Raw genomic sequence first — 26,337 nt, 5'->3', positions numbered from 1 at the left:
GGCGCCCCCGCCCCCGCCACACCGCCAGTGCTGCCGGGTTGTCCGGGGGTGACACACCGAAACCCCAGGTCACTGGTCGCGCCAGTCGCGACCTCCGTCCGCGTCCCCCTTTGCGAATACGCATCCGCCGCGGCCCCCGAGGCACCGGGCTGCGGGATGCCCACGACATCGGTGCCGGTCAGCCGCCACCGGGCCTGGCCCTGCGCCTCACAACTCCCCGGCGCGAACCCACACTCCCCGGCCTCCGAACACTCCGGAGTCACCGCCTCCTCACGCTCCCACCACGTCGTAAACGCCGGAGGACGACGCGCCGCGGTGGACGCCGACGCCGAGTCGGATCGTTCACTATGTGCTGGCGCCGAGGAAGGCTTCTGCAGGTCGATGTCCTGATAAACGTTGACTGCAACCCGCCGCCCATCGATGTGGGATGAGATCCCGCTTGATCCTGTTCCGGATTCACGAAGATCGCTCGGAACAGATTCTACGCCAAAGGGGTTGATTGCTGGCCTAGGGGCAGCGGAAGCCCAAGGTAAGTAACCTGATACCGCCAGATAAGGCGTCGCACAGAGAAGGGTGGCGGTGATCAATGCCAGCCGTGGCAACAGGAAACATCGAGTGGTCATAGATCGCGCACCTCGGCACCTCCACCCGACACCATCCAGGACCCATCCACCCACTTCAAGGCAGTGAGGAACGTATATTCCTCTCGCGTTGCCTCACTCCCAGGGTTGGGCTCCGAGGCGAGGTGCACAATTTCTACCACGTATGTCGCCTGAAAATCGTCGATGTCGCGCGTAGGTTCGCCGATATCACTAGAGATTGGTCGGATTTCGACGGCCCGCCAGAGCTCGTCTGCCCCCCTGGTCTTCTCGATGTCCTGAAACACACCCGCACAATTCAGACATGACTCCAGCGCCAGTGCTTCAGCATCCTCGGTCTGGCCGGTCTGGTAGCCCCAGAGGATCAGGTCCCAGTAGTACTTCGAAACCTGCTCCGCGCCTTCCTGGGTGTGTTGGTCCATGCCCGGGTAGTCCTTGGGGTCGGGCTTGGGGATGTTCGCGACGACGGTTCCGCCGCCATCGGATGCACCACCGCTGGTAGTGCCGCCGCTATCGCTCGGTGCGCCCGGGGTCGTCTCTACGTCGCCGTCAGAGGTGGCGGGGAAGTCCGAGACCACCGTCGGGGGAAACGTGGCAGCGTCCCTCGAGCTCTCCCCACCACAGGCCGCAACACCCAGCATCACGACCCCCGCCAGCGCAACAGCCCCCAGACGGCGCACCCCACCCTGCCGACGCCGGTCGGCCCACGTCGGGAGAGGCGTCTCCTGGGCAGAGACAGCGGCCATGGTCGTTTCAACGCTCAGCGGGGGCATCACGAAGTCCTCGAGATCGGCGACGGGTCCGCTCAGCAGCCTAGCCAGACCTGACCCCCGGCACATCGGCCGAAGGTGCTCTGTGGACAACCACGGCCGAGACCGGCCCCGGCGCGTTCACCGGGGCCGATCATCGTCTCATGCCACCGCGGGCTCGCCGACTCCCACATCGGCCGGCAGCATCCGCCGACGCGAGACCATCATGCTCGTCGCGAGGAATGCTCCCAGGCCCCACGCCGCCATGCCCAGCAGGACCGGCACCAGCGGCACCGACGCCCCACCGAGCAGGCCGTGGCCCAGACCGCGCGCCACCACGGACAACGGCAGCAGATCCGCCACCACCCGCAGCGCCGCGGGGGCCGTCTCCACCGGCAGCACCCCCACGAGGGTCACCAGCTGCAGCATGAGCAACAGCAAGGCGAGGATTCGGCCCAACCGGGCCCCGGCCACCACCAACATCGCCTGGTGCAGGGCAGTGAGCATCACCGCCCCGGCCATGGCGACCAGTAGCGTCGCCGCCACAGAGGACGGGCGCACATCCACGGCGCTGAGCACGGCCACCGCGAGGGCGGCCTGGACCAGGCCCAGGAGTGCTGCGGGAGCCAAAGACCGCAGCGCCGCCATGGGCGCCGACACCGCCGTGTCGAGGTCACGCCGGGCCAGCGCCGGCAGCAGCAGGAACGTCGTGAACGCGCCGACCCACAGCGCCAGAGGCGCCACCGCAGCGAAGATCCCGGTGGCCGGGCCCTCGACGGCGTTCGCCCTGCTCGACAGGGTCGTGACGGGACGGGCGGCCATCTGCGCCATGCGTTCCCGTTCGGCGGCATCCGCCGTGGGCACCTGGTCGGCACCCTGATGGAGTCCGTCGGCGAGCTGACCGGCACCATCGGCCAACTCGTCGGTGCCATCGGCGAGCTGCTGGCCGCCGTCGGCCAGCTGCTGCGATCCCTCTGCCAGCTGATCGGAGCCGTCCGCCAGCTGGTCGGAACCGTCCACCAGCTGATCTGCGCCGTCGGCCAGGCCCTCCGCCCCGGTGGTCAGTTCACCGCTGCCGGCGGCGAGCTGGTCGGTGCCCTCGGCGAGACGGTCCGCCCCGTCGGCGGAGGCACGGGTGCCCTGCGCGAGCTGATCGGCACCCGTGGCGAGCTGCCCGGCTCCGGTGGCGGCGTCGTCGGCCCCCTGGGCGAGGTCTCGGGCACCGCCCGCGAGCTGCTGGGCGCCGTCATCGAGTTGGACGACGCCCCCGGACAGCTGCCTGGCACCACCCGCGAGCTGGCGGGCACCGTCGGCCGACTGGGAGGTGCCGTCGGCGAGCTGCTGGGCGCCGTCCGCGAGGGGACCCGCGCCCTGCTCCAGGGCCACCAGGCCGTCCCGCAGGCCGGTGATGCCGTCGACCAGCTGCGGGGCGGCTTCCGCGCTGGCGCGTGCCCCGGTGGCGAGCTGCTCGGACCCCTCGACCAACCCTGGGGTGTCCCCGCCGCCGTTCAGGGCCTGATCGAGCCCCTGGGCGTAGGCGGCGGTGCCGTCGGCACCGGCGATCAGCCCGGGTTGATCCGCGCTGCCCAGCGCCGTCTCCAGCCCACCCGTGTACTGGGTCAGAGCCTGCACCTGCGCGCAGTAGGCCGGGTCGGCGCCGCTGGTGGCGCACGTGGCGGCCAGCTGTTCCGCCAGGGGGGCGAGGCCCGGGTTCAGGGCGGTGCCGTCACCGTGCACCAGGCCGTCGACCTGGTGGAGACCATCGGCGACCTGCCCGGAGGTGGCGACCAGGCCGGGGTTCTCCCCGGCCCCGTCACCGCTGACGATCTGCTGATCGACGGCGGCGATCCCGTCACGCAACTGCTCAGCCCCGGTGGCGAGCTGGTCGGCGCCGGCCACCAGGCCGGGGTTCTGGGCGGTGCCGTCCCCGGCGACACCCTCGGCGAGCTGCTGGGCACCGGGCACCAGGCCCGGCTGGTCCTCGGTGCCGCTGAGGCCGTCGCGCACCTCGGCGGTCCCGGAGGCGACCTGGTCGGCCCCGGTCGACAGCTGATCGAGACCGGTCGCGAGCTGGTCGGCGCCGGTGGCCAGGTCGGAGGCTCCGGTCCGCAGGCGGGCGGTGCCGTCGGCGAGACCGCCCGCACCACCGGCGACCTGGTCGGCGCCGCCGGCCACCGCAGCGAGACCCCCGGAGAGGTCACGGGTCCCGGTGGCGAGCTCGTCACCACCGTCGGCGAGCTGGTCGAGGCCACCGGCGAGCTGGCCGGTACCGTCGGCGGTCTGCTGCACCCCGTCGTCGAACCGGCGCATGCCGTCCGCGTACTGGTCGGCACCATCGGCGTACTGGTCCACGCCGTCGGCGTACTGGTCCGCACCCTCGGCGTACTGGCCGACGCCGTCGGCGAGATCCTGCGCTCCATCAGCGGACTGCCGGGCCCCCTGGGAGAGGTCATCCGCGCCGCCGGTGAGGTCGTCGGCGCCGTCGGCGGCCTGCTGGTATCCGGCCTGGATGTCGTTGAACCCGACGTACACCCCGTCGAGATACTGCTCGGTGAGACCGGTGCCGAGGGTGCGGGTGGCGGCCTCGGCGATCACCGTGCCGATCACCCCGTCGAGGGCGCCGGAGGAGTCGTCGGTGAGGACCTCGATACGGGCCTGGCGGGCATCGGGGGTGCCGAGGGTGCCGAGGCGGTCGCTGAAGTCGGCGGGGATGATGATCACCGCGGCGTATCGACCCGAGCGCAGACCGGCACGGGCCTCCGTCTCATCGGTGAGCGTCCAGTCGAAACCGGCGGTCTCACCGTCGGCGACCTGCTCCTCGAGGTCCTGCCCGGCGTCGCCGTCACGTCCGCCCGCGTCGGAGGCCCCGCCGGCGTCGGAGGCCCCGGAGGTGCCGGCCGTCATCGCGGAGGCGTCGGCGGGGCGGGTGAGCCCGGCGGTGAGCAGACGACCGAACGGCACGAACTGCTCCTCGCCGTCGGGGGTGGTGAGGGTGGTGCCGCGGTCGAGGTTCACCACGGCGGCGGGAACCCGGTCGAGGGCGTCGGCACGGCCGGACAGGCCCCACACCCCGATCCCGGCGACGAGCAGCGGGACCAGAGCGGCGAGGATGACCAGCGGGGACCGCAGGCGGTTCATGCGCGGACTCCTTCTGCAGAGGCGATCGGGATGGGGGAGGAGGCATCAGCGGGCCGGTGGCGGAGCACCGGGAGGGTCTGCACCGGGATCCGCAGCTCCCGCAGGGCATCGACAAGCGCCGCGGCGGATCCCGTGTCACCGCCGACGACGACCGTCGCGCCATGGTCGAGGGCGCGCTGCAGCGCGGCGGCGAGTTCCGGTGCCTGCGCACTGTCTCCGGGGCCGGTGAGGAGGACCGTGCGGCCGCGCAGCTGCGCCGGCCGCAACCGCTCCAGCTGGGCCGCGGTGGGGTCACTGACCCAGTGGGTGCGGGCGCGCAGGCGGTTCGCGTCGACGGGGGAGAGGCGGTCGGCCACGGCCACCATGCCGCCCTGCGGGAGCACGCGGCCGGCGAGCAGTCCCAGGGCGGTGCGGCGCGCGGAGACGTCGTCCCCGGTGAGCACCAGGACGGTGCCCTCATCGACCCGGGCGTCCAGGGGCGCGAGGCCGGGGGCGCGCACCCCCTCGAGGCGGATGCCGACGCCCGGGTTCTCCCGCCGCCACCGGTCGTGCTCCAGCAGCCCGACGAGACCCTCACCCTCCACGTCCACAGACGGCAGCACCCGATCCAGGGCGCGCGGCATGTGCCAGGCGCGGTCGCCCAGCAGCGCCAGGACCGCCGGCACCAGGGTCATGCGCACGACGAAGGCGTCGACCGCGATGCCGACGGCGAGCGCCAGCGCGATCGGCTGGATCATGAAGGTGCTCTCGGGGATGAACGAGGTGAACACCGAGATCATGATCAGGGCCGCGGCCACCACCACGGAGGCACTGGCGGTGAAGCCCTTCTCCACCGCCTCGCGGGCACCGGCCCCGTGCACGTACTCCTCGCGCATGCGGGTCACGAGGAACACCTCGTAGTCCATGGCGAGACCGAAGAGCACACCCATGGTGATGATCGGCATGAACGCGATGACCGGGCCGATCACGTGGACGTTCAGGGTCTCGTTGCCCCAGCCGTGGAGGAACACCAGGCTGACGGCACCGAAGGCCGCCCCGAGGGACAGCAGGAAACCGAGGGTGGCCTTCAGCGGCACCCACAGAGACCGGAACACGATCGTCAGCAGCACCAGCGACAGCCCGACCACGAACAGCACGAACGGCAGCATCGCCGCCGTCAGCTTCTGCGTGATGTCGATGCCGGCGGCGGCCTGCCCGGTGACGGTGAGGTCAGTGACGCCGAGCTCCTCCTCCCAGGCGGGGCGGTCGGCGCGGATCCGGTCGACCAGCTGCGTGGTGGCGGGGTCGTTCGGACCGGTCGTGGGGATCACGACGACCACCGCCATGTCGGCGCCGCGGTTGGGGGTGGCCAACTGCACCTCCTGGACTCCATCCAGGGCCTCCAGGCGGGAGGACAGATCGTCGACGGTGCCGAGGGGGTCGGTGGAGGTGATGATGTCCGCGGTGACCAGGAGCGGCCCGTTGTATCCGGCCCCGAAGCGCTCGGTGATGAGGTCGTAGGTCTGGCGGGCGCGGGTGTCGGGCCGTTCGGTGCCGTTGTCGGGCAGGGCCAGACGCAGATCCTTCGCCGGCACGGCGAGGGCACCGAGCCCCACCAGCACCAGGACGATGGTGAGGGTCGGCACCGCGGTGACGAGCCGCACCCAGCGGGAGGCGAGGCCGCGCCGGCCCGGATCGGGGGACGCGGCGTGGGTGCGGCGGGCGCGCGGGCGCATCCGCTTGCCGGCCAGCCCGAAGAGCGCCGGCAGCAGCGTGACCGCCAGGGCCACGGCCACGGCCACGGTGAAGGCGGAGGCCAGACCCATCACGGTCAGGAAGGGGATGCCGGTGAGAAACAGACCCACCAGCGCGATGATCACCGTGAGGCCGGCGAAGATGACGGCGCTGCCGCTGGTGGCGACGGCGCGGGCGGCGGCCTCCTGCGGTTCCAGACCGTCACCCAGCCCGTCGCGGTGGCGGGTGACGAGGAACATGGCGTAGTCGATGCCGACGGCGAGGCCGAGCATGATCGCGAGGGTGGTGGTCACCGAGGGGATCGCCACCCCGGCGGCGAGGGCCAGCACCGCGCTCATCGCCACGACGATGCCGGTGAGGGCGGTGACCACCGGCAGCGCGGCGGGAAGGATCGCGCGGAAGGTCACGGTGAGGATGACGATCGCGGCGATCAGACCGATCACCTCGGCGATGCTGAACGGCAACGTGGTCGCCTGCAGCAGCTGCCCCCCGAGATGGGCCTGGAGCGGGGCGTCGACGCCGTCGACGATCTCCTCGAGCTGCGGCACGGTGGTGGTGGGGAACTCCCCGAGGCCGCCCTCCAGCTGCACGTTCGCGATGATCGCTGTGCCGTCGGAGGAGACGGTGCCGGGGGTGAGGTCATCGAAGGGATCGGGGGCGGCGACCACGCCCTCGACCTCCGCGGCGCGGCCCATGATCGCGCCGACCTCCTCGGCGTGATCCGCGATGGGACTGCCGTCCGTGGTGGTCAGCACCATCTGGCCGCTGGTGCCGCTCATCTCCGGCAGACGCACGGCGAGGGTGTCCAGACCCTGCTGTGCCTCCGTGCCGGGGATCTCCAGGGCCTCCTCGAACCGACCACCGAGCCCCAGGGCCAGCGCGCCGAGGATCAGGGCGATCAGTGTCCAGACGCCGATCACCCGCCATGGCCGCGCGGCGGCGGCGCGTCCGAGCCGGTACAGGGTGGAGGACATGCTTCCCCTTCGTGGTCGTAACCGGTGCAGCCGGACCGGAGGTCGGGCCTCCAGGGACGAGTCCGGCTCACCGGGTCGATGCATTCCCGCATCGCCGATGCACGAATGTATCCTACGATGCAGTCCTGTATCGAGGGGTCTGCTGGGATGTGAGGAGAGAGCCGTGACCGACATCTTCGAGGCGGCGGGGCAGGAGAGCCCGCGGGGTCGGGCCGCCACCCGGATGCGGTTGGTCCGCGCGTCCCTGCCGGTGTTCGTGGAGAAGGGCCTGGATGCCGCGACGATCGATGACCTCGTCTCCGCCGCCGGGTTCACACGGGGCGCTTTCTACTCGAACTTCTCCTCCAAGGAGGAGCTGTTCGACGCCCTGTTCGAGACCGTCACCGACGAGGTCTGCGCTCTGGTGCGCGACAGTGTGCCGCAGGAGCCGCGCGGCCTGTCCGATCAGCCGTCGGGGCTGCGGGCCGACCAACCGATGGTCGATGTCTTCGCCGCCATCCGCCCCTTCGGCCGGCAGTGGTACCTGCTGTATTCCGAGGCCGTCTCCCATGCGCTGCGTTCCGACAGCGCCCGCGAGCGCCTGGCGGCGCAACGCGGTCGCCTGCAGGCGGAGATCGCGCACACCCTGGAGCGCGGCATGGCGGCAACAGGGGACCGCCCACTCATTCCGCTGCCGTCGCTCGCCGAGCTCGTCATCGGCATCTACGTGGATCTGATGGTGCGCGAGCACCTGCAGGGCGAGGACGTCACCGACATCGCCCCGGAGCTGATCCTCGGGAGCCTGCGGGCCTTCGTCGACGGCCCCGGGCCCTGCACCCGACACGCCGAGGGCACCGCTGCACCGGCAGGGGAGTGACGGGCACCACTATCCTGAGGGCGCGCAAGGCTCCCCGCGCGTCTTCCCCTTCCCCAGGAGCCCGTATGCCCCGCTACGCCCCCCGGCATCTCGCCCCCGCCCCCTCGCTTCCCGACCCCCGCCGTCGTCATCTCTTCCGCACCGGTGCCGCCGCCACGACGGTCGCACTCGGTCTCGGCGCGACCCTCGCCGCCTCGGCCGCGCAGGCGACCCCCGCCCCGGTCCATCCGACGGTCGGTCCGCGCGATGGCCGCATCCACGGTCAGGACGTCTCCGGCTGGCAGGGTTCGGTTGACTGGCGGGCCGAGGTGGATAAGGGTTCCCGGTTCGCGTATGTCAAGGCGACCGAGGGACGCACCTGGGTCTCCGACGCCTTCCGGGAGCAGTACCGGGGAGCCGGCCGCGCCGGTCTCGTCCGCGGCGCCTACCACTTCGCTCGGCCCGATTCCGGCGATCCCGTCGCGCAGGCCGACCATTTCCTCGAGGTCAGCGGGGGATGGGAGCCCGACGGCCGGACCCTGCCCGGCGTTGTGGACCTCGAGGCCTTCCCGGGCCTGCCCGCGAATTACGGTCTCAGCCGTCAGGAGATGCGGCAGTGGATCGCGGACTTCTCCGAGCGCTACCGCTCCCAGACGCATCGCCGCCCGGTGCTGTACACCAACCGGTACTGGTGGGCCGACTGCGTGGGGGAGTGGACCCTGAAGAACTCCCCGCTGTTCCTCGCCGCCTACAGTCGGCGCGAGCCCACGGCGCTGCCGGGCACCTGGTGGGGCTGGGAACTGTGGCAGTACTCCGACCGCGGTCCCTTCGCCGGCGATTCGAACGTCTTCTTCGGCACTGAGGAGCAGTTCGAGCGGTTCGTCGGTGAGGTCGACTACGGCGCCGTCGGCATCTGAGGTCCGTTACTGTCCGTTAGGGTTCGGGCATGACCATGCACCACCCTGCCCCTTCCGTCCCCGCGCCCGGGTCTGGACGCCCGGTCGGCGCCGTCTACGCCGACCGGGGGCACTCGAACCTGGACATCCTCACCGCGCTGTTGTCGGTCGTCGTGATCCTCTCGGGGATCGGCGGCGGCAAGGCCGTCGATTTCGGCACCATCCCCGGCACCGGGATCCACCTGCTCACCGACGGCGCGTTCTTCCTCTTCCCCCTGGCCTACATCCTCGGCGACATCATCACCGAGCTGTACGGGCCCCGTGCCGCCCGCCGCGCCGTGCTCACCGGCTTCGTCATGAGCGTGCTGGCTGTCGTCGTGTACTGGGTCGTCATCGCCCTGCCCGGGCTGGATGACGACTTCGGCCGCGCCAAGCAGTCGGCACTCGAACTCGCCGTCGGCCCGCTGTGGCAGATCGTCCTCGCCGGCGTCGTCGCCTACCTCGTGGGTCAGTTTCTGAACTCCACCGTCCTGGCCCGGATGAAGGAGCGCCGCGGGGAGCGCGGCCTGATCGCCCGCCTGTTCACCTCCAGCGGCCTCGGCGAATTCGTCGACACCGCGATCTTCTGCACCATCGCCGCACCCGTCATCGGCATCACCACGGTCGGCGGCTGGCTCACCTACACCCTGTTGGGCTTCGTGTGGAAGGTGGCCGTGCAGTACCTCGCGATCCCGGTGACGGCCACCGTCATCCGTGTCCTCAAGCGTCTGGATCCCAGCTACCAGCGGCGCCTGGCCGAGCAGCAGGGGAGTGGCACACCGGCGCCGGCGGCCACGGCCTGACCCACCGCACCTCTACGCTCCGGCGACCCGTCGCACCGACCCCCTCAGGCGGCCCCCGCCTCCAGCAGCCGCAGGTCGCGCGCCACCACACGTCCTCGATGCAGCACGATGCGATCCTCGGGGCGGTCCATCACGGCGGCCGTGAGGTGCTCCGCACCGATCAGCACCAGGTCGGCGCGATCACCGGGGGAGAGGCCCGGTCGGTCCGAGGTGCCCCGAAGCCGCTCCAGCCCACGGTCCATGATGCTCGCGCCGCCCCGCGTGGCGATCGCCAGGCAGTGGGCGATCAGCTCATCGGCTCGATACCCATGGGTGAAGGCGAGCTGCCAGGTGCGATCCAGCAGATCGGCGTTGCCGTAGGGGGACCAGTAGTCCCGCTGGCCGTCCTCGCCGAGGCCGACGCGGATCCCCGCCTGTGCCATCTCCTCCAGCGGCAACGTCTGCCGTCCGCCGGGGGCGACGGTGGCGGTGGCGATGTCGGCCTCCGCCATCTTCTCGATCACCGCGGAGGTCTGGACCGCCGTGCCGTCCCACAGTCCATATCCGTGGGAGATCACCACCTGTCCCTGCATTCCCAGAGCTTTCGTGCGTTCGATGATCAGCTCGGCGGAGAAGCGCCCGAGATCTCCGGGTTCATGCAGGGGGATGTCGATCGGCCGGTAGTATTTCTCGGCCAGGCCGAACACGATGTCGAGGTGGCGGACAGGATCGCGATCCAGGGCGCACGGGTCGATCCCGCCGACGACGTCGGCGCCGCCGCGGATCGCCTGCTCCAGGATGGCGGGGGAGCCGTCCTCCCGCAGGAGCCCGGCCTACGGGAACGCGACGATCTGCAGGTCGCACTGGTCACGGTGATTCTCGCGGGCGGCGAGTACCGCCTCGAAGCGCTCCCACCGGGCATCCACATCCACCTGGGCGAAGGAGCGCACGCGGGTGGTGCCGCGGGCGATCATCAGCGAGAGGTGTGATCGACCCGCTCGGCGATCGGATTCCCGGCGTCGCGCCAGTTCTCGCGGTCGTTCAGCATCATGCCCCAGACGCCCGGGCGGCCCGTGTGCTCACGGAACGGCAGTCCGAGACGTGTGGAATCCAGGTGGACGTGCACGTCGGAGAACGCGGGGATCAGCAGGCGATCCTCGCCGTCGAGATCCTCGGAGCCGATCTGGCGGGCTGGATCGTGCGCGAGAACCTCTGCGATGCACTCGCCGTCGAGCCGCAGATCCACCGACTCCTGACCCCAAGGACGAACACGCGTGATCCACATGGCTCCACCGTCGATCACCCCGGACACGCCGCGCAACCCACACTGCGTGGTCCGGGCACGGGTCGGCGGTCGAGCCGCGGCTGACCCGGCACCACCCCCGTAGCGCCGATAATGTACGTTATGTCAAGTATACCGGAGGGAGCGGCGCGCGGGACACGCTCACCCGCCGCCCCCACGATCCCCCGGCTCCTGGTCGCCGACGACCCCGGTCGGTGCGGAGTCACAGATCCACGCCATGCGGGCCCGGCAGTTCCTCACCTCGGCCCGTCGCACGTCACGCCGTGGCGAACGGGAATCGCGCGAAGGCTCGGTCGGCGTCGCGCTGCGCGACGGCGGGCCACCGCCCGAACGGTTCCACGACCAGTCGGCGTCTTCCGGTGGATCCGGCGCGGTTCCAGCGGCCGACGATCTCACCGCGTCGCACGATGCTGCGCTGGAACACCCCGTTGTTCCCGGGCACCAGCAGCGGATGATGCTCCGCCTGCACATGATCGGTGCGGTCGCGGTAGCCGAGCACGAACTCATCGAAACCCGGCAGCAGGAACAGACGGTCCGCCTGGCTGCCGAGCTGCTGCACCCGCTGCGTGAGACCCGGCGCCTGGAAACGCATCTCCCCCGCTGCATCCGGCCCGGCGTCCTCGACGTCATCGCGGATCAGCGAGAACGCCCGCCGCAGCAGCGTGAGCGGCAGTTTCGTGAACCATGCCGCATCACGCAGGGTCGCGGGGCCGCGGCTGAGAAGGTACCGGCGCAGCAGCTCCGCCGCGGCGGCGGTGCGGTCCCCGTCGAACCGCCCCTCGAGGTCGCTGCCGGTGGGCAGCCACTGCGCGGCGAGGACCACATGGTGATCGCGGCCATCGGTCGGCCCGTACGCGGCGACGCCGGTGGAGATGAGGTGGACCAGCAGGTGGTACCCGCATCCACCGGCCACGGGCACACCGCCCTCCTCCCAGGCGGCGAACAGGTCGGTGCGGGAGATCACCCCGGCGCCACTCCCCTGCGTCTCCCTCTCGCGGGCCGGCTCACCGGTCAGTGCTGTCTCCAGGATCTCCCGGGCGCGGTGCACATGCTCGTCGGTGAGACCGAGGCCGGGGCGGCGGGCGATCGCCGCCCGGATCGGCCCGTCCGCGCACAGCTGCGTCATCCAGGCGAGGTCCTCTGCGGCGACCACGAACACGGTGCCGCGCATCGGGTAGCCGCGCACGATTCGCCCGGCGGCGAACTCCTCCACGACGGCGCCGACCCCACCGTCCGCCGGCTCCCCGCTCTCCAGGGAGCACCGCAGGGCGAGTGAGGCGATCACCCCGGGCAGGTCCTGTCCCTGTGACGCCCCGAACGCCCGCGCCACCTCCAGCGGGGTGCGGAAGGGCCGGTCCACCAGCCCCTGGGCGACGAGGCGTGTGCGCGCCAGCTCCCGGTTCACCATGTCGCGATCGTCATGTCGTCGTCAGCCCTGCCGGTGGTGGGCCGTCAGTCGGGCTCGGCGACGGTGCAGAGGCACACCCGATTGCCCTGCGCGTCCGCGAGCACGGTGAAGCTCGGTGCGGAGGAGTCGTCCTCGATCGTGCCACCGGCGGCCACGGCGGCGCGGATCCGCTCGGGGACCTCCTGCGGGCCGAGCCACAGATCCAGGTGGAAGCGCTGCGGTGGGACGCCCTTGTCCTCGCTGGGCTGGAACCACAGCGTCGGCAGCTGCCCGGTGGGGTCGACGATCTGGTCCCCGTCGATGGCACCGGCATCACCGGTGAGCACGGCGGCCCAGAAGGGGGCGATGGCGTCCTGGTCGTGGGTGTCGAGGGACAGCTCGACGGTGCGCACCTGGTCCGGCTGCGCACTCACGTCCCTCTCCCGCGCCAGCTCGCTGATGCGCTCTGCGGCCCGCAGGTCGCGCTCGGTCACCCCACCGGCGTCATGGCTGATGAGCGTGACGCCCACGTGGGTGAAGGTGAGGGTGATGTCCGGGTGGTGGTTCATCTCCTCGGCGATCTCGCCGATGGCGTCGACCAGGTCGAGGCCGCGGCGGAAGGTGCGGGTGCGGAAGCGGGCGTGCAGCCCGGTGGGGGCACCACGCCAGTGGTCGAGTCCGGCGCGGTCGAGGGCCTCACGCAGTGCCTGTCCGGAGAGCGTCGTCATGGGGCCACTCTTCCACCCGCCGCCGAGTGCGTCCATGGGGCCTGTGGCCTGCGACGATCAGCGGCGCGGCCGCCGCACTCGGGTGACGCGCGCGGTCGTCGCCTCCGGATCCTGCACGGCCACGGCACCCTCGTCCTGCGCGATCACGGCCTCCCGCAGGTACGGCATGGCGAACTCGACGTAACCACGTCCGGCGGGGCGGATCACGCCCTCCCGGATCAGGCGATCGCGGTGGACGCCCTGGTTGTTGCCGTCCACCCCGATGCGCTGGGCGATGTCGGAGACCTGACTGGGTCCGTCGTCCTCGGCCATGGCGCGCAGGTACGCGCGCTTGAGCCCGACGATGCCCCGAAGCACCGGGGCGTGGACGTTGCGTCCCATCTCCGCGATCACCTCGTCACGCACGGCGGTGACGTCCTCGAGGGCGATCTCCTGTTCCGTTCCGGCGTGGTCCCAGGCGCGGGCCCCGACGAGCTGGATCAGGTACGGGTAGCCCTGGGAGATCTCCCCCGCCGCCACGGCGGCCTCCGGGGAGATGGTGCGGGAGGTGGAGGCGACGGTCTCGCGGATCACCTCACTGGCGGCGCCGACATCCACACTGTGCAGTTCGTTGCGGCGAGCGCGCCGCAGGAAGGTGGTGCCGTCGTCCTGCAGCAGCGCATCGATGCCCTTGGACAGCCCCGCCGCCGCGAACGCGACGTGACGCCCACGGGAGATCTGATGCTGCAGGCGCTGCGCGAGCTCATACAGCTGCGGGGCGGAGACGGCCTGGATCTCATCGGCGACCAGCAGCAGTCCCCGTCCCGCCTCGGTGAGCAGCTGGGCGGCGCGGTCGAGCAGCACCCCCCAGGGTTCGTCCGACCAGGGGTAACGGTCGATGACATCCCGACGGGCGTTCACCCCGACCGGGCCGACGGTGCCGCCGGCGCCCGTGATCCGGCCGACGGTCGCCGAGGGATCCAGGGAGCGCAGCTCCCCCACCAGCCGGTCGCGCAGCTCATCGGTGAAGGACTGCGAGCTGGTGTACAGCGGGATCGTCAGCCAGCCGAGGTCCTCCGCGACGGCCGCGAGCTGGTTGAGCAGCACCGTCTTGCCGGTGCCGCGGGCCCCGGAGATGAGCACCACGCGGTCCCCCGTCCGACCCTCCCGCAGGGCGCGCTCGAAGTCCTCCACCGGGGTCCCCGCAACCGCGACCACCAGCGGCGTCTGACCGAAACCCGGGGTAAAGGGGTTCAGCTCCGCCGGGTCGGTCGAGCGCGGAGCGCGGTCGTTCCCGGTGGATGCGGGGCGTCGGGCAGCGGCCATGCCCCCACTCTAAGTCTTGTTATGTTTTGTTAGCAAGGTGGTGGGGTGTCGTCCGGTCCCCATGCGGTGGGCGGAGGAGCCTGCCGCGCCACCGCCCGCACATCGTGTTCACTGGTGCGGTGCCCCCACTCCCCTCCCCTCTGCTCGACCTGCTCTCCTCCGTCGGACCGGGCACGCTGGCACTGCTGCTGCTCGCGACCCTCGTCGCCGGTTGGGTCGATGCGGTGGTCGGAGGCGGAGGTCTGGTGCAGCTCCCCGCGCTGCTCATGGGCCTTCCCGCGCAGGCGTCGACCGCTGCGGTACTCGGCACCAACAAGCTCGCCAGCGCCGCCGGCACCAGCGTCGCGACCGTCTCCTACCTGCGGCGGGTGCGGCCCGTCGCCGTGGTCGCGATCCCCCTGGTGATCTGCGCGGGCGTCGGCAGCGCGGCCGGGGCGGCCCTTGCGAGCCTCATCCCCCGCGCCGCCATGTCCCCGGTGGTGCTGGTGGTGCTGATCGGGGTCGGCGCGTACACGCTGCGTCGCCCCGCCCTCGGTCTGGTGCACGCCCCGAGCGTCCACGGCCGCGAGGCCGCCCTCCGGGCCGCGGCGATCGGCGGCGGCGTCGGCCTGTATGACGGGGCGCTCGGTCCCGGCACCGGCAGTTTCCTCATCCTGGCGATGGTGGCGCTGCTCGGGTTCGGGTTCCTCGAGGCCAGCGTCCACGCGAAACTCGCGAACCTCACCACGAACCTCGCCGCGTTGGCCGTCTTCGGTGTATCCGGCGAGATCCTGTGGCTGCTCGGCGCTCTGCTCGCCGCCGCCAACATCACCGGTGGTCTGCTCGGTGCGCGCCTGGCCCTGCGTCTCGGCTCTGGGTTCGTGCGCACGGTGTTCCTCGTGGTGGTGGCGGTGCTGGCGCTGCGTCTCGCGGCCGACTCCGCCGCCCTGCTGCCCGACGGCCTCGCCCCCTGGCGCGCCTGACCGCGATCCGACGACTCCCGGTCCGTGCCTGCGGCGCGGTCGCGGACCTACCCGGAATAATCGGGGGCCTCGGGCGGTTGACCCCTGCGGAAGGCCCGCCCGAGGGACGGCGGTGACGACCCAGGAGGAGACATGACCGATCCCACCACCCTCTTCAGCTACGAGAAGCACGTGGACTCCCGCACCCTGCGCGGTGAGACCCTCGTCGTGACCCTCGGGGCCTTCGGCGACACCGGCGCCGCACGCGCCCTGCTGGATGATCACGTCCTGAACACCCTGCCGAACCGGGTGGTGGGCCGCCTCGACATGGACCAGGTGTTCGACTACACCGGTCACCGGCCGCAGGTGGTGCTCGCCAGGGACCGCTTCACCGACTACGAGAAGCCGGAGGTGCTGCTGCACGAGGTGACCGCTCCCGATGGCCAGCCCTTCTTCCTGCTCACCGGCCCCGAGCCGTCCTTCCAGTGGGAGCGCATCGCCTCCGCGATGCGGATCGTCACCGAGCAGATCGGCATCCGCCGCACCCTGCTGGTGAGCGCGTTCCCCGCCCCCGTGCCGCACACCCGCGACCTGCACGTGACCCGCTGGGCCGGCGATCCCGCCGACATCGTCGTGCACCGCCCCATGCCCACGGATTTCCGCCTGCGCAGCAGCTTCAACGCCGTCCTGACCATGCGTCTGGCCGAAGCGGGCCATGACGTGGTCGGCGTCCTCGCCCACGTCCCGCAGTACCTGGCCGACATCGCCTACCCCGACGCCGCGATCGCGCTGCTGCGGGCCCTCGGCGAGGAGGGCGGCCCCGACATCCCCGTCGGGGCGCTGGAGCAGGCCGCTCAGGCCGTCCGGGAGAACATCGACCAGCAAGTGGCGCAGGCCCCGCAGCTCCAGCAGCTGGTGGCCGGGCTCGAGGAGAACCACGACCGCACGCTCACCGCCGGTCCCGGGTTCGACGAGAGCGACATGCCCAGCGCCGAGGAACTCGCCGCAGAGGTCGAGCAGTACCTGGCGGGACTCGGCGACGACGAGGGCGGCCGCGACGAGCCCGACACCGATGAGCGCGGGACCGACACCGACGAGGACTAAGCCGTCAGCGCAGAGGCACCGCCTGCGCCCACACCTCGCGGGGCAGTTCCGGATCGACCGTGGCGAGCACCCGCAGCGAGGTCAGCCGCAGGTCTCCGTGCAGGGTGGTCGAGAAGGCGGTGTCGGCGGCGTCGAAGCCGGTGGCGATCCGCACCATCGACTCCCGCGGCGCCATATGCGTCGCATCCACCACCTGCCAGGCCCCGTCGACCAGCGCCTCCACCACCAGGTGGAAGTCCATCGGCGACAGCCCCGGCGCGTACACCGACACGCAGCGGGCGGGGATGCCGGCGGCACGCAGTAGCGTCGCGGTCACGTGCGCGTAATCGCGGCATACACCCTTGCGTGACAGCCACGTGCTGCGCGCGGAATCGGTGATGGTACTGGAGCCCGGCACATACGACAGGTGCTCGTACACCCACGCGACCACGGCATCCACCGCCGCCTGACCCTCACGGCCCCCGACGATCTCCGCAGCCGGCGCGGCGAACTTGTCGACCTCGCAGTAGCGCGAGGGGCGCAGATACACGGCGTCGTCCCCCGCCTCGACGGGCGCCGGGGCCGCCTGGCCGGCCCGTTGCGCCTCGTACTCGACGTCGAGGTCCCCCGCCGGCAGATCCCGCAGGATGTGCAGTCGGTTCCCGAAGGGGTCGGTGGTCTCCTCCACCGGGACGTCCTCGCCGTTCAGACGGGCCTCGAAGCGCTCCTCCCCCACCGGGGTGCTGGCGGAGACGGCGATCAGGAGGGCGACCGAGGTGCCCTCGGCGACGCGGGCTCCCAGACGGGCATACAGATGACGCTGTTGATCCACGCGTCCAGTCTGCGACATCGGTCGCGGACTCTCGTACCACCGGCGCCATCCCCCGCCTGTCGGAGGCGACCCTCTGCCCGACCGACCGGACCGCCCGGGCTCCCGGGCGCCCCACCTCCACGTCACGCGCTTCTGCCCGGCCTCGACCAGGGCATGCTCGGCTGCCCGCGCTACGGTGCCCCCATGGACACCGGTCAGCATCAGTCCCTGGTCCAGCGCGAGCGCCGGGCGCTCGCCGACGACTTCGACCGACTCGGACCCGACGCCCCGACGATCCTGCCCGGATGGGACGCCGAGGATCTCCTGGAGCACCTCATCGTGCGGGAGACCCGGCCCGACCTCGCCCTCGGGGAGGCGGTGCCGGTGCCTCCCGTCGCGGAGCGCACCCGCCGTGCCCTGGAGCGCCGCCGGGAGACCTCGTGGACCCGCCGTGTCGAGGAGTTCCGCTCAGGCCCGGCACGGCTGTCGCCCCTGAGGCCGATCGACCAGCTCGTGAACACCGGTGAGTATCTCGTCCACCACGAGGATCTGCTGCGCGCCCAGCCGGGCTGGGAGCCCCGCCCCCTCGGGGCCGAGGCCGAGCGGGAACTGTGGGCGCTCGTGCGCCGCGCCGCACGGGTCCTGGTGCGGGTGCCGGTCGACGTCACGCTGGTCTCCCCGCACGGCGGGGTGAGGGTGCGGACGCGCCACCCTGAGGGGACCGTCCGGGTGCACGGCCCCGCCTCAGAGCTGCTGCTGTGGATCTTCGGTCGCGATGAGGTCACCCAGGTCGAGGTGATCGGAGACGAGGACACCCTGGCGGCGCTGCAGCGGGGCCGGCGCGGCGTCTGAGACCGGCAGGGCCGCCGGGCAGTTCACGGGGGCGCGCTGCCGCCGGTGACGGATCCTCAGCGCTCCAGCAGGAACAGCGCCGGGCGGTGCCCCTTCTGGAAGTACCGGTGTTCCGAGAGCATCCGCCATCCTGCTGGGGCGTCGTCGATCAGCGCCCGGGTGCGGCGCACCTCCTGGGTGAGCAGGGCCAGGCGCGCCCCGGGCACACACAGCTGCGCCATCCGCTCCAGCAGATCCCGGTACAGCGCCTCGGTCTCCCCGTGCTCCCCGTGGAGCATGCCCCACGGCGGGTTCATCACCACGCGGCTGACACCGTTCTCCAGTGTCACCTCCCGGGCGTCGCCGACGATCCAGTCGATGCGTCCGCGGCGGCGGGCCGCCCGCTGATGCTGCTGGGCCGCGTCGATCGCCGTGGCCGACAGATCCACGCCGACGGTGCGGCGCGGTGCGACATCGTGCAGCTGTTCGATGAGGAAGGTGCCCGAGCCGCAGGTGGGGTCGAGCAGTACGTCATCCGCCCCCACCTGCAGGCGGTCGAGCACGCTCGCGGCGATGGTGGCGTTCACGGCCCCGGGGTAGTCGATCGTGCGCCAGGCCCGCGCCGACAGCGGCCGCGGGGTGAGCCGCAGCAGCATCTCCCAGCGGCCGTGCTCCCCCGGCCTCGGACGCACCCGCACTCTCAGGTCGCCGTCCTCGACGACCGGCAGCCCGGTGAGGTCGCCGATCGCCTCGGCGAGGCGGCGCATGTCCGGGCTGTCGGCCCCGGCCGCTTCGATCCGCACCCCGCTGAACCGGACGCGGGGCCGCAGGGTGAGGATCCGCTGCAGCTGCGTGTCCAGCTGCTGCTGCACCGGGGTGGCCAGCAGCTCCCGGGGGCGACGGGCCGGATGGGCGCTCACCAGGGAGGCGGTGACGACCCGGCGGAGGGTCCGGCAGCCGGCGAGGTCATCGGTGTGCAGGCGCAGTTCCGTCGGGGACAGCACCTGGACGGCTCCCAGGGCGGAGGCCTCCCGGGCGGCGTCCTCCCTGCAGCCCTCGAGCACCTCCAGCAGCACTTCGGACGACGCCCCGCCCCGTGCCTCGTCCCGTTTCGTCTCCGAGCTGTCGTGCTCCGCCATGCGACCTCCTTCACGCCTGCGCCCCCGTGAGAGTAGCGGCGCAGTCCCGGTCACCGCGCGCTCGATAGGATGACCGGGTGTTCACTGTGAGCGTGTGTTCCCTCAAGGGCGGTGTCGGCAAGACGTCCGTCACCCTCGGTCTGGCGTCCGCCGCCCTGCACCAGGGGGTGAACATGCTCGTCATCGATCTTGACCCGCAGGGGGATTCGACCCTGGGGCTGCTCGGTGAACCGGGGGCCTCCCCCGATGTCGCCGACGTGATCGCCTCCCCGCGCACTGAGACCGTGGATCGTGCGATTCGCCCCACCCCGTGGTCCGCCTCGGCGTCCTCCCACCTCGACGTCCTGCCCGGTTCGCACCGCTCCAGCATGGTCGACTCCCCCGCTCCCGCGGCGAAGGAGCTGCGGCGGCTGCGGGAGGCCCTGGGGCGCCGCACCTACGAGTACGACCTCGTGCTGATCGACTGCCCGCCCTCGCTCAACGGGCTCACGCAGATGGCCCTGGCCGCCTCCCACCGCTCCCTGGTGGTCTCCGAGCCGGGATTCTTCGCGGTCACCGCCGCGGATCGCGCGCTGAAGCTCACCCGCGAGATGCGCGAGGACGGCCTGGCTCCCGATCTGGAGCCGCTGGGGATCGTCGTCAACCGCTACCGCCCCCGGTCGGTGGAGCATCAGTACCGTCTGGCGGAGCTGCGCGACCTGTTCGGTGACCTGGTGCTCTCCCCCGTCATCGAGGAGCGCGTGGGCCTGCAGCAGGCCCAGGGTGGTGCGGTGCCGTTGCACGAGTACGAGGGCGCGAGCGGCCCGCGCCTGACGGCGGACTTCGACGCCCTGCTGCAGACGGTCCTCGCGGCTCGCCCGCAGGGCTGATCGACCGCATCTGCCCGGCGCGCCTTCCGCACTGAGATCGGCCCCGGTCCACCGCAGTGGTGGACCGGGGCCGATCGCGTGGCCGCCGAGGACGCGGCGCGAGAGCCGCTGGCGCGTGGGGTCTCCGCCCGGAGTCTCCGGCTCGGGGTTCAGCCGGCCTGGCGGGCGCGGCGCCGGGCCGCGAGCTCGTCGTGCATCGACAGGGCGGCTTCGTCGGCGGGGTCGACGCTCGGGAGAACGGCGAGATCGTTCTCGACCTCTCGCCACACGCGGCCGACGGCGATGCCGAACACGCCCTGCCCGCCCTGGACCAGGTCGAAGACATCCTGGGCGGAGGTGCACTCGTACACGGAGGCGCCGTCGCTCATCAGGGTGATCTGGGCGAGGTCCTCGACACCGCGCTCGCGCAGCGCGGCCACGGCCACCCGGATCTGCTGCAGGGACACACCGGTGTCGAGCAGACGCTTGACGACCTTCAGGACCAGGATGTCGCGGAAGCCGTACAGACGCTGCGACCCGGAACCGGAGGCACCGCGGACGCTCGGCTCGACCAGCCCGGTACGGGCCCAGTAGTCGAGCTGCCGGTACGTGATGCCCGCGGCCTTGCATGCGGCGGGGCCGCGGTAGCCGAGCTCGCCGGGGGTGTCGACGACGTCGTCGAACAGGACTCCCTGCGCGGACTCCGCGGGCACGGTCGACTGCGCAGCGCGATCCGCCGGTCGATCAGTGGTCACATCAGCCTCCAGTGGGGGCGCCCTCCGAGGGGAAGGAGCGAGGGCACGTGCGCTCAGCCTACCCCGAGGTTGCGGGTGTACCGGTCGAAGCGGTGCGACACGCCGGGCTCGCTCCCGACACCCGTCCCGTCACAGTCGCCGCAGCGCGGTGCGCAGCAGGGCGTCGTGGAGGGTGTTCATCTCCTCGCCGAGGGAGCGTGCGAGGTCCTCCGCTCCCCCACGGGCGGCGGAATCGGCCGGCCGGCTGTGGGGCATCGCGACGGAGCGGATCATGTGCGCCTGGCGCTGCACGCTGGTGCGCAGCAGGCCCAGATGCCGTGGATGCAGCCCGTGTTCCGCGAGAGCCTGCGCGGACCGCACCACGTCGAGGTCCGTGCTGCCGTATTCGGTGGCGGAGGCATCGAGCATCCCGAACTGTTCGAGCTCCTGCAGGAACTCCTCCTCGACCCGCGCCTCCCGCCGCAGCTGACGGCGGTCCATCCGCACGGGGTGCAGCTGGGCGGAGGGTCCTGGCCGGGAGGCGATGGAGGTGACCTCACCGCCGTCGAGGCCGTGCTCGAGCAGATGCTCCTTGATGACCTTCAACGGCCAGAAGCGGTCCCGCTGTGCGCGCAGGATGAACACCAGTCGGTCGACGTCGTCCCGGGAGTACTTGCGGTACCCGCTGGGGGTGCGCTGCGGGGAGATCAGCTCCTCGGCCTCGAGGTAGTGCAGCTTGGAGTGGGACAGGTCTGGGAACTCGTCGCGCAGCTGCTCGAGCACCTGGCCGATGCTCAGACGCGCATCACCCGTGGGGCTCGGCCTGCGCGATGCGGAGGCCGCCACCGATCAGCCCCGCGTGAAGGGGTGGTAGGTCAGGCGGTACTTCCCGATCTGGACCTCCTGGCCGGCCTCGAGATGCGCCTCATCGACGCGCTCCCGACCCACGTAGGTGCCGTTCAGGGAGCCGAGATCGCGGACCAGGAAGCCGTCCCCGTCGCGCACGAAGGCGGCGTGCTTGCGGGAGACGGTGACGTCGTCGAGGAAGATCTCGCTCTGCGGGTGACGCCCGGCGACGGTGCGGTCGGCGTCCAGCAGGAAACGCGCACCCACGTTCGGGCCCTTGCGGACGATCAGCAGCGCGCTGCCCTGCGGCAGGGCGGCGATGGCCGCGGTGTCCTGCGGCCCCAGGCTCGCGGCCTGGTCCTCGAAGTCCTCCGGGATCGACAGGGCCTGAAGAGTCGAGGTCTCGTCGAGCCGATGCTTGTCCCCGCTGTCCGTCACGGTTCCACCCCCTGCGTACGTCCTGTGCCGGTGCCGGTCGATCGGTGGACCGACGGCCCCCCGGCGGGTCCATCCTCGCACGGGTGACGGCGCACGGACCGGCCCGCGAACCCATCCGACGAGAACTTGACGATCATTTGACCTCGTTCGCGTAGGTAGGCTCTGGGGGGTCGACGACGGCGTCGACGGTCACCTCATCGGCGCGACGCACCGTGAGCGTCGCGCCGTCGGCGGTGGTGTCGTCGGCGGCCCCGCCGGGGATCTTCAGGGCCGGTTCCATGACGGCGGGGTCGCCGATCGCACGGATCTCCACGCTGGAGTCGAGGGGCTGCCCGTCGACGAGCAGGGTGCCGTCGGGTCCGGTGGTCACCGCCGTGGAGGCCACCACCCGCACGTCATCGATCTGGATGACCTCCGCTCCGGCGTTGCGCAGTTCCTGGATGATGCCCAGCAGTGTCGGGGCCCGCAGGGTGCCGGGCGGGGCGCTCACCTGGATCACCACTCCTCGGCCGACCGCCGGGGCGGTGCCGGCGAGGATCCGCAGGGTGGTCAGCTGGTCCTCCGCGGCCTGGCGCGCAGCCTCCGAATCGGCGCGCCCCTGGCGCAGGTCCTGCAGGGAGCGGTCGAGGTCCCGCCCCTCCTGCTGCAGCTGCTCGGTCTGGCGGTCGGATTCGTCGAGCATCCGCAGCAGTTCCTGCTGCGACAGCCCGCCGTACTCGTCCTGGTCGGTGCGCTGCACCTGCATCACCAGCGACAGCCCCAGCAGCGCGCACAGCGTGCCCACCACGTACTGGCTGAGCCGGTGTCGGGGGCGCAGGATGTTGCGCAACCGCCTCCAGGCGGTGCGGCGCGACGGCACTCGGTCGACGTGGGCGGCATCGTCGACCGGGGAGTCCGCGGGTTCAGGGGGCGTGCTCGTCATGCGCGGAACAGGCGGCGCCGGATGGCCGCGGCGTTGGCGAAGATGCGGATCCCCAGCACCACGACGACGGCAGTGGAGAGCTGGCTGCCCACCCCCAGCTGGTCGCCGAGGAACACGATGAAGGACGCGAGCAGCACGTTGAACAGGAACGACGTGATGAACACGTGGGCGTCGAAGACCGCATCCAGGGCGGCGCGCAGACCGCCGGCGAGGGTGTCGAGGGCGGCGACCACGGCGATCGGCAGGTACGGCTGCAGGGCGACGGGCACATCGGGCTGCAGCACCAACCCCAGGATCACTCCCAGGGCGAGTCCGATGACGGCGATCATCCGGGCAGCTCCTCATGTTCCGTGCGTCCGAGGGGAGACGCCCCCGCCGGGAGCCGAGGGCGTGACCCGGGCACGGTACCACCGAGCCGTGGTCCTCCCGGGGACCCGTCCCTGTACGCCTCAGCCACCGGCAGGACGGGCCTCCTGCAGCGGACCGGAAGGGTGAGCCGGCAGGTGGGCCGAGGTCTCCTCCCCCCAGCTCGCCCGCAGCGCGTACCGGGTGGTGATCTCCTGCAGATAGGTCCCCGCCTCCCCCGATTCCACGGAGCCGCGAAGCGCGGTGGGATCACCGACCGCCACGATCCGATAGGGCGGGGAGAGGGCGCGGAAATCGACCAGCACCGCTCCGCCGGCGGTGCGGATCGCGGACGTGGGGGTGATCCGTTGGTCGTTGACGGTGATGGCCTCCGCCCCGGCAGCCCACAGTCCGTTGACGAGGATCTGCAGGTCGGTGTCGCTCACCCGGTTCACGACGCCCTGCTGGTCCCCGGAGACCGTGGGCAGCGGCAGGGAGTCGTCGACGGTGAGCACCACGGCAGGGCCGCTGACGGGGACGCTTCCTGAGAGGATCTGCAGCCGCGTCTGCTCCGCGGCGAGATCGGGCTCTCCCTGTTCCCAGACCTCCTGCTGCAGGGCGGTGAGCTCCGCCTGTCGACGCTCGTTGTCCCGCACGAGCGTCTCGGCCCGTTCCCGGTAGGTGATGACCTCCGCGACCAGGGCGGCACGGGGGCTGCTGTCCGCGGAGTTCAGGTCGCGCAGCTGCAGCACTGACGTCGAGACCACGACACCCAGGGCCACGGCCAGGAGCGCGGTGACGATCCGGCGGCCCGGGGTCTCGGGCGGGGTGATGTGCTCGGCCTCGGCGTCGTGACCGTCGACGTCGTTCACACCGAGGGGGTCGGAGGACAGGGCCCTCAGCAGTGACGACGGCGAGTACCGCGTCTCCCCGTGCGGGGTGAGGCGTCGCGACGGGTCCGTTCCCCGCACTCTCAGACCTCGGGGACGGCGGGGGCGTCCTGCGCCCAGGCACTGCGGTCGAGCCCGGCGGGGGTGTCGGCCTCGGGAGCGCGGGCCAGGACCACGAAGCGGGCTTCACGGCCCCCGTCGGTGGTCTCCTCGTGGTGGGTCTCCGCGCGGACGATCCGCAACCCGGCCTGGACCAGGCCACGTTCGCAGTTCTGGAGATGGTCGACCGGGTCCGCGTCGGCGGCATCCTCAGTGATCGTCCGGTGGATCAGCACGTGGCCTCCGGGGGTGAGGATCCGCGCCACCTGCTCCGGATCGACGTCACGGCCCCGGGAGACGACCAGGTCGAAACGGTCCTCGGCGAAGGGCAGGGAGGCCCCGGGGCGGGACGGATCGTGGGCGACGGGGCGGATGCCCCGGGACTCCAGGTCCGCCGCGGCACCGTCCTCGGCCGAGGGGGACACCGCAGCGACGGCCTCCGCCGGAATGTCCTCCCCCAAAGCCCGGAGCAGCGCAGCGGGTTCCGCGCTCAGGTCCAGCACCGCGTGGGCCGTGCGGGCGAGGTTGCGCACCATCACCTCGAGGCTGCGGGCGTCCCCGGCGGCATCCGTTCCGGGGGCGGCGGTGTCGTGAGGGGTGGTCGACGAGGTGTCCGACACGGGGCTCCTCCTTCTCCTCGCGGCGCGGACCTGGCCGGCGCCGTGGACGTGTGGTGCCGCCACGCTACCGGCCGCTCCCACGACCTCGGGGGCGACGCGCGACGGTGGGGCGCGGCGGCGGGGTGCGGCCCCGCGTGCTCGGTGGACGTGCCGCAGGTAACGGCGTCGTCGATTCGCGCGGCCGACTCCGGAGTCGCTACTATGGACGACGGTCCGCTCCACGGCGGGCCGGACGGGCTGTGGCGCAGCTTGGTAGCGCACTTGACTGGGGGTCAAGGGGTCGCAGGTTCAAATCCTGTCAGCCCGACCAGGTGAGGCTTACTGCAAACACCGACCCTGTGGGCCGGGTTTGGAGGAGCTTCCAGGGTCAACGAAGTGAGGGAGTCGCCCATGTGGGCGGCTCCTTTCTTCTTCGTTTGGTAGTGCGTGGCCCAGGAGGCCTGAGTGTGGCGTGTCGCACCGGTTCGCGTCTCGACGTCAGTGGTCGCTTCTATGCTCGTCCGTGTGAGGGTCGGCGTCTACATCGACGGGTACAACCTGTACTACGGTGCGCGCGGGCTCTGCGGGCGGTCGACGCCGGGATGGCGCTGGCTGGATCTGCGAGGCATGGTCGAGAGTGTGATCGCCACCCGTTCGCACTGGGGAGAGGTGACGATCGAGAACGTCACCTACTGCACGGCCCGGATCAGCGGTGCGAGCAACCCCGAGGGGCAGCGGGAGCAGGACGTGTACCTGCGGGCTCTGGCGCACACGGGCTCGGCGACGAGGATCAGCTTCGGAACGTACGTCGCGCGCGTGTCGACGGCGCCGCTGGCCGTCAAAGGACGCAACAGCAAACCTCTTCTCGTCGAACCGGACTGGCCGATCATGATCCAGGACCACAGCGGCCAGGACGTCCCGGGCGCGACGTTCATGGCCTCCGTCGCCCGGCGCGAGGAGAAGGGCAGCGACGTGAACATCGCCTCCCATCTGCTGATCGACGTGCTCACCCGTAGGGTGGATGCGGCCGTCGTCATCAGCAATGACAGCGACCTCGCCTACCCGATCGGCGTCGCGCGCGAGCACGTTCCCGTCGGCCTGATCAACCCGACGAAAGGGGTCCGCGCGGGCAAGCTCGCAGGGACGCCGACCGAAGGCGCAGGCAACCAGTGGTGGTACCGTCTTGAGCCCGATGACCTCTACGCGCATCAGCTCCCGAACGTGATCTCGTCCCGGATCACGAAGCCCGCACCATGGTGACGAGTGCTAGCATGGGGTCATACCACCCGGCGCCTCTGGCGCCGGGTCTTTTCTTTGCGCATCACCGACGGTCCGGGGGGCG

Annotated in this window: 25 protein-coding genes and 1 tRNA gene; 9 read left to right on the top strand and 17 right to left on the bottom strand. The window is 71.6% G+C overall.

Features of this window, described 5'->3' with window-relative positions; genetic code table 11:
- Positions 1–619: 619 nt before the first annotated feature.
- The 3 genes from JSY14_RS00870 to JSY14_RS00860 all read right to left on the bottom strand — a co-directional run bounded on the left by JSY14_RS00870 (position 620) and on the right by JSY14_RS00860 (position 7,194).
- Entirely contained in the window at positions 620–1,372 is a 753-nt protein-coding gene (locus JSY14_RS00870; protein ID WP_259556840.1) for a DUF6318 family protein, read from the bottom strand.
- 138 nt (positions 1,373–1,510) lie between these two features.
- A complete protein-coding gene (locus JSY14_RS00865; RefSeq protein ID WP_285892237.1) occupies positions 1,511–4,486 on the bottom strand; it encodes a YhgE/Pip domain-containing protein in 2,976 nt (991 codons plus the stop codon).
- Complete coding sequence (locus JSY14_RS00860; RefSeq protein ID WP_259556839.1) at positions 4,483–7,194, bottom strand: MMPL family transporter; 2,712 nt, start codon at positions 7,192–7,194, stop codon at positions 4,483–4,485. Before JSY14_RS00860 ends, JSY14_RS00865 begins: the two co-directional genes overlap by 4 nt.
- A 163-nt stretch (positions 7,195–7,357) precedes the next feature.
- On the opposite strand from JSY14_RS00860, the gene JSY14_RS00855 reads away from it, so the two are divergent.
- The 3 genes from JSY14_RS00855 (at position 7,358) to JSY14_RS00845 (ending at position 9,767) form a co-directional block, all read left to right on the top strand.
- Entirely contained in the window at positions 7,358–8,050 is a 693-nt protein-coding gene (locus JSY14_RS00855) for a TetR/AcrR family transcriptional regulator (protein WP_259556838.1), read from the top strand.
- 65 nt (positions 8,051–8,115) lie between these two features.
- Positions 8,116–8,946 carry a GH25 family lysozyme gene (locus tag JSY14_RS00850; protein ID WP_259556837.1) on the top strand — a complete coding sequence of 277 codons (831 nt, stop codon included), beginning with the start codon at positions 8,116–8,118 and terminating at the stop codon, positions 8,944–8,946.
- Positions 8,947–8,975: 29 nt separating this feature from the next.
- Complete coding sequence (locus JSY14_RS00845) at positions 8,976–9,767, top strand: queuosine precursor transporter (protein ID WP_259556836.1); 792 nt, start codon at positions 8,976–8,978, stop codon at positions 9,765–9,767.
- Positions 9,768–9,811: 44 nt separating this feature from the next.
- Here the strand turns inward: JSY14_RS00845 and JSY14_RS12430 are convergent, their stop codons facing one another.
- The 5 genes from JSY14_RS12430 to JSY14_RS00825 all read right to left on the bottom strand — a co-directional run bounded on the left by JSY14_RS12430 (position 9,812) and on the right by JSY14_RS00825 (position 14,469).
- Entirely contained in the window at positions 9,812–10,501 is a 690-nt protein-coding gene (locus JSY14_RS12430) for an amidohydrolase family protein (protein WP_349773615.1), read from the bottom strand.
- 218 nt (positions 10,502–10,719) lie between these two features.
- The gene (locus JSY14_RS12425; protein WP_349773572.1) at positions 10,720–11,031 is read right to left on the bottom strand and encodes an amidohydrolase family protein; all 312 of its coding nucleotides are present in this window, start codon (positions 11,029–11,031) and stop codon (positions 10,720–10,722) included.
- A 274-nt stretch (positions 11,032–11,305) separates the two neighbouring features.
- Entirely contained in the window at positions 11,306–12,457 is a 1,152-nt protein-coding gene (locus tag JSY14_RS00835) for a winged helix DNA-binding domain-containing protein (RefSeq protein ID WP_259556835.1), read from the bottom strand.
- Positions 12,458–12,501: 44 nt separating this feature from the next.
- Positions 12,502–13,164 carry a 4a-hydroxytetrahydrobiopterin dehydratase gene (locus JSY14_RS00830; RefSeq protein ID WP_259556833.1) on the bottom strand — a complete coding sequence of 221 codons (663 nt, stop codon included), beginning with the start codon at positions 13,162–13,164 and terminating at the stop codon, positions 12,502–12,504.
- Between the two features lie 57 nt (positions 13,165–13,221).
- Positions 13,222–14,469, bottom strand: coding sequence for an ATP-binding protein (locus tag JSY14_RS00825; RefSeq protein ID WP_259556832.1), 1,248 nt, complete (start codon positions 14,467–14,469; stop codon positions 13,222–13,224).
- Between the two features lie 119 nt (positions 14,470–14,588).
- Between JSY14_RS00825 and JSY14_RS00820 the strand changes: the two genes are divergently transcribed.
- Positions 14,589–15,431 carry a TSUP family transporter gene (locus tag JSY14_RS00820; protein WP_259556831.1) on the top strand — a complete coding sequence of 281 codons (843 nt, stop codon included), beginning with the start codon at positions 14,589–14,591 and terminating at the stop codon, positions 15,429–15,431.
- Between the two features lie 132 nt (positions 15,432–15,563).
- Complete coding sequence (locus JSY14_RS00815) at positions 15,564–16,514, top strand: PAC2 family protein (RefSeq protein WP_259556830.1); 951 nt, start codon at positions 15,564–15,566, stop codon at positions 16,512–16,514.
- Between the two features lie 4 nt (positions 16,515–16,518).
- On the opposite strand, the gene JSY14_RS00810 is transcribed toward JSY14_RS00815, so the two are convergent.
- Positions 16,519–17,325: a transglutaminase-like domain-containing protein gene (locus JSY14_RS00810; RefSeq protein WP_259556829.1), complete on the bottom strand. Its 807-nt coding sequence runs from the start codon at positions 17,323–17,325 to the stop codon at positions 16,519–16,521.
- Between the two features lie 183 nt (positions 17,326–17,508).
- Between JSY14_RS00810 and JSY14_RS00805 the strand changes: the two genes are divergently transcribed.
- Positions 17,509–18,156 (top strand): TIGR03085 family metal-binding protein, encoded by a 648-nt coding sequence (locus tag JSY14_RS00805; RefSeq protein ID WP_259556828.1) that lies wholly within the window; start codon positions 17,509–17,511, stop codon positions 18,154–18,156.
- A 56-nt stretch (positions 18,157–18,212) separates the two neighbouring features.
- Here JSY14_RS00805 and JSY14_RS00800 read toward each other — a convergent pair whose 3' ends face one another.
- Positions 18,213–19,274: a methyltransferase domain-containing protein gene (locus JSY14_RS00800; RefSeq protein WP_259556827.1), complete on the bottom strand. Its 1,062-nt coding sequence runs from the start codon at positions 19,272–19,274 to the stop codon at positions 18,213–18,215.
- A 77-nt stretch (positions 19,275–19,351) separates the two neighbouring features.
- Between JSY14_RS00800 and JSY14_RS00795 the strand changes: the two genes are divergently transcribed.
- The gene (locus JSY14_RS00795; RefSeq protein WP_259556826.1) at positions 19,352–20,143 is read left to right on the top strand and encodes a ParA family protein; all 792 of its coding nucleotides are present in this window, start codon (positions 19,352–19,354) and stop codon (positions 20,141–20,143) included.
- A 149-nt stretch (positions 20,144–20,292) separates the two neighbouring features.
- Here JSY14_RS00795 and JSY14_RS00790 read toward each other — a convergent pair whose 3' ends face one another.
- The 7 genes from JSY14_RS00790 to JSY14_RS00760 all read right to left on the bottom strand — a co-directional run bounded on the left by JSY14_RS00790 (position 20,293) and on the right by JSY14_RS00760 (position 25,016).
- The gene (locus JSY14_RS00790) at positions 20,293–20,877 is read right to left on the bottom strand and encodes a MerR family transcriptional regulator (RefSeq protein WP_285892236.1); all 585 of its coding nucleotides are present in this window, start codon (positions 20,875–20,877) and stop codon (positions 20,293–20,295) included.
- Between the two features lie 129 nt (positions 20,878–21,006).
- Positions 21,007–21,702: a transcriptional regulator FtsR gene (gene ftsR / locus JSY14_RS00785; RefSeq protein WP_432803585.1), complete on the bottom strand. Its 696-nt coding sequence runs from the start codon at positions 21,700–21,702 to the stop codon at positions 21,007–21,009.
- Positions 21,703–21,705: 3 nt separating this feature from the next.
- On the bottom strand, positions 21,706–22,140 hold the full coding sequence (locus tag JSY14_RS00780; RefSeq protein WP_259556824.1) for an FHA domain-containing protein: 435 nt from the start codon (positions 22,138–22,140) through the stop codon (positions 21,706–21,708).
- 133 nt (positions 22,141–22,273) lie between these two features.
- Complete coding sequence (locus JSY14_RS00775) at positions 22,274–23,062, bottom strand: DUF881 domain-containing protein (protein ID WP_259556823.1); 789 nt, start codon at positions 23,060–23,062, stop codon at positions 22,274–22,276.
- Positions 23,059–23,391 carry a small basic family protein gene (locus JSY14_RS00770; RefSeq protein WP_259556822.1) on the bottom strand — a complete coding sequence of 111 codons (333 nt, stop codon included), beginning with the start codon at positions 23,389–23,391 and terminating at the stop codon, positions 23,059–23,061. The genes JSY14_RS00775 and JSY14_RS00770 overlap by 4 nt, the downstream gene beginning before the upstream one ends.
- Before the next feature lie 120 nt (positions 23,392–23,511).
- Positions 23,512–24,378, bottom strand: coding sequence for a DUF881 domain-containing protein (locus JSY14_RS00765; RefSeq protein WP_259556821.1), 867 nt, complete (start codon positions 24,376–24,378; stop codon positions 23,512–23,514).
- A gap of 2 nt (positions 24,379–24,380) precedes the next feature.
- The gene (locus tag JSY14_RS00760; RefSeq protein ID WP_259556820.1) at positions 24,381–25,016 is read right to left on the bottom strand and encodes a class I SAM-dependent methyltransferase; all 636 of its coding nucleotides are present in this window, start codon (positions 25,014–25,016) and stop codon (positions 24,381–24,383) included.
- Between the two features lie 233 nt (positions 25,017–25,249).
- Between JSY14_RS00760 and JSY14_RS00755 the strand changes: the two genes are divergently transcribed.
- Both JSY14_RS00755 and JSY14_RS00750 read left to right on the top strand, forming a co-directional pair.
- Positions 25,250–25,326, top strand: a tRNA-Pro gene (locus tag JSY14_RS00755).
- A 338-nt stretch (positions 25,327–25,664) separates the two neighbouring features.
- Complete coding sequence (locus tag JSY14_RS00750; protein WP_349773570.1) at positions 25,665–26,255, top strand: NYN domain-containing protein; 591 nt, start codon at positions 25,665–25,667, stop codon at positions 26,253–26,255.
- Positions 26,256–26,337 lie beyond the last annotated feature (82 nt).

The sequence above is a fragment of the Brachybacterium sillae genome (assembly GCF_025028335.1).
Taxonomy (GTDB): domain Bacteria; phylum Actinomycetota; class Actinomycetes; order Actinomycetales; family Dermabacteraceae; genus Brachybacterium; species Brachybacterium sillae.
Note: the sequence above shows the minus strand (reverse complement) of the source record. Positions and strands in the feature narration are given on the sequence as shown.

Bases quoted from the DNA above. Each gene is read 5' to 3' on its own strand.
- JSY14_RS00870 (WP_259556840.1), bottom strand. From the start codon at position 1,372: ATGCCCCCGCTGAGCGTTGAAACGACCATGGCCGCTGTCTCTGCCCAG.
- JSY14_RS00775 (WP_259556823.1), bottom strand. From the start codon at position 23,062: ATGACGAGCACGCCCCCTGAACCCGCGGACTCCCCGGTCGACGATGCC.
- JSY14_RS00850 (WP_259556837.1), top strand. From the start codon at position 8,116: ATGCCCCGCTACGCCCCCCGGCATCTCGCCCCCGCCCCCTCGCTTCCC.
- JSY14_RS00805 (WP_259556828.1), top strand. From the start codon at position 17,509: ATGGACACCGGTCAGCATCAGTCCCTGGTCCAGCGCGAGCGCCGGGCG.
- JSY14_RS00825 (WP_259556832.1), bottom strand. From the start codon at position 14,469: ATGGCCGCTGCCCGACGCCCCGCATCCACCGGGAACGACCGCGCTCCG.
- JSY14_RS12425 (WP_349773572.1), bottom strand. From the start codon at position 11,031: ATGTGGATCACGCGTGTTCGTCCTTGGGGTCAGGAGTCGGTGGATCTG.
- JSY14_RS00800 (WP_259556827.1), bottom strand. From the start codon at position 19,274: ATGGCGGAGCACGACAGCTCGGAGACGAAACGGGACGAGGCACGGGGC.
- JSY14_RS00860 (WP_259556839.1), bottom strand. From the start codon at position 7,194: ATGTCCTCCACCCTGTACCGGCTCGGACGCGCCGCCGCCGCGCGGCCA.
- JSY14_RS00845 (WP_259556836.1), top strand. From the start codon at position 8,976: ATGACCATGCACCACCCTGCCCCTTCCGTCCCCGCGCCCGGGTCTGGA.
- JSY14_RS00770 (WP_259556822.1), bottom strand. From the start codon at position 23,391: ATGATCGCCGTCATCGGACTCGCCCTGGGAGTGATCCTGGGGTTGGTG.
- JSY14_RS00835 (WP_259556835.1), bottom strand. From the start codon at position 12,457: ATGGTGAACCGGGAGCTGGCGCGCACACGCCTCGTCGCCCAGGGGCTG.
- JSY14_RS00815 (WP_259556830.1), top strand. From the start codon at position 15,564: ATGACCGATCCCACCACCCTCTTCAGCTACGAGAAGCACGTGGACTCC.
- JSY14_RS00830 (WP_259556833.1), bottom strand. From the start codon at position 13,164: ATGACGACGCTCTCCGGACAGGCACTGCGTGAGGCCCTCGACCGCGCC.
- JSY14_RS00865 (WP_285892237.1), bottom strand. From the start codon at position 4,486: ATGAACCGCCTGCGGTCCCCGCTGGTCATCCTCGCCGCTCTGGTCCCG.